Genomic DNA, 1,415 nt, shown 5'->3' on the forward strand with positions numbered 1-1,415 from the left:
CCCGCGAGCGCCATCGTGCATTCCCCGGCCCGTAGGGCGGGCACGCCAAGTGCAGCGCCACCAGCGCCGACGAGCAGGAGGTGTCGACGGTGACGGCGGGGCCCTCGAAGCCGAGCGAGTAGGCGACCCGGCCCGAGGCGACGCTCGGGATGCTGCCGGTCAGCAGATAGCCCTCGGTCTCGGTGGCGGCCTGGTGCAGCTGCCCGCCGTAGCCGTTGCCGGACACGCCGGAGAACACGCCGGTCCGCGAGCCGCGCAGCGACAGGGGGTTGATCCCGGCGCGCTCCAGCGCTTCCCACGACGTCTCCATGAGCAGCCGCTGCTGCGGGTCCATGGCGAGGGCCTCGCGCGGGGAGATCCCGAACAGCTCGGCGTCGAACCGCGGGGCCTCGTGCACGAACCCGCCCACCTCGGCGATGTCGCCGAGCGCCTGGAGGTCCCAGCCACGGTCGGCGGGGAACGGTGACATGCCGTCCCCGGCCGAGGCCACCAGCTCCCACAGCGCCTCCGGTGAAGCTACGCCGCCGGGAAAGCGGCAGCCCATGCCCACGATCGCGATCGGCTCGCGTGACGCAGTGACCAGGTCCTGGTAGCGCTGCCAGAGCCGGTCGTTCTCCTTGAGGGATTCCCGCAGGGCTTGGACGAGTTCTTCGGAGGATGTTGTCATGTCGTTCTCCACGGTCACGGCGAACTGAAGCCTGGGACTGAAGCCAATGGACTGCTGCCTGAGTGCGCCGACGTGACGGACCTGTCCGCCACTGGCGCCCGGGCTACATCGGCCTCACACGCTTCAGGGCCAGCTGTACGAGGCTGTCGGCGCCCATCGAGTCGAGGGATTCGGCGTCGCTCCGCTCGGCGGCCGGTTCCGCCGCGGTCCCGCCTGCCCCGTCGGCGTCGGCGGATTCGGCGGTTCCGGCGGCTTCGGCGAGCCGGCGCAGCATGTCCAGCACGCCGGACTCCCGCAGCCGGGTGATCGGGATCGCCGCCAGGAGCTCCTTCACCTGCGGGTCCACCCCGTCGTCGCCCGGCTCGGCACCGTGCGCGGTGCGTTGAGCCGGAGCGGCGTCGGCGAGCAGCCTCTCCCGCAACGCCAGGACGAGCGCTTCGGGCGTCGGGTGGTCGAAAATCAGCGTCGCGGGCAGTTGCAGCCCGGTGGCCGAGTTGAGCCGGTTCCGCAGGTCCACCGCCGTCAGCGAGTCGAAGCCGAGGTCCCGGAACGCCCGGGCGGGGTCGACCGCGGCCGCCGAGGAGTGTCCCAGCACCGAGGGCGACCTGGGCCTGTACGACCTCCAGCAGCAGCCGGTCCTGCTCGGGGCGCGGGCAGCCCCCGCAGCCGCCGGGATCAGACCCTCGCCCCCGCCTCCGCCCGCGGCCCCCTCTCCTGCCTGCGGCGCTGCCGTGCGGCCGGCACCAGG

At 73.0% G+C, this 1,415-nt stretch carries 1 protein-coding gene and 1 pseudogene; both read right to left on the reverse strand.

What is annotated here, in order from left to right:
• Window positions 1–667: pseudogene (locus tag SSOG_RS02390) on the reverse strand (beta-ketoacyl synthase N-terminal-like domain-containing protein); the annotation flags it as partial.
• 103 nt (window positions 668–770) lie between these two features.
• Window positions 771–1,262, reverse strand: a complete 492-nt coding sequence (locus SSOG_RS02395; RefSeq protein ID WP_009712602.1) for an acyl carrier protein — start codon at window positions 1,260–1,262, stop codon at window positions 771–773.
• Window positions 1,263–1,415: the final 153 nt, after the last annotated feature.

Origin of the sequence: Streptomyces himastatinicus ATCC 53653, from assembly GCF_000158915.1 — a bacterium.
In the GTDB taxonomy this organism is placed as follows: domain Bacteria; phylum Actinomycetota; class Actinomycetes; order Streptomycetales; family Streptomycetaceae; genus Streptomyces; species Streptomyces himastatinicus.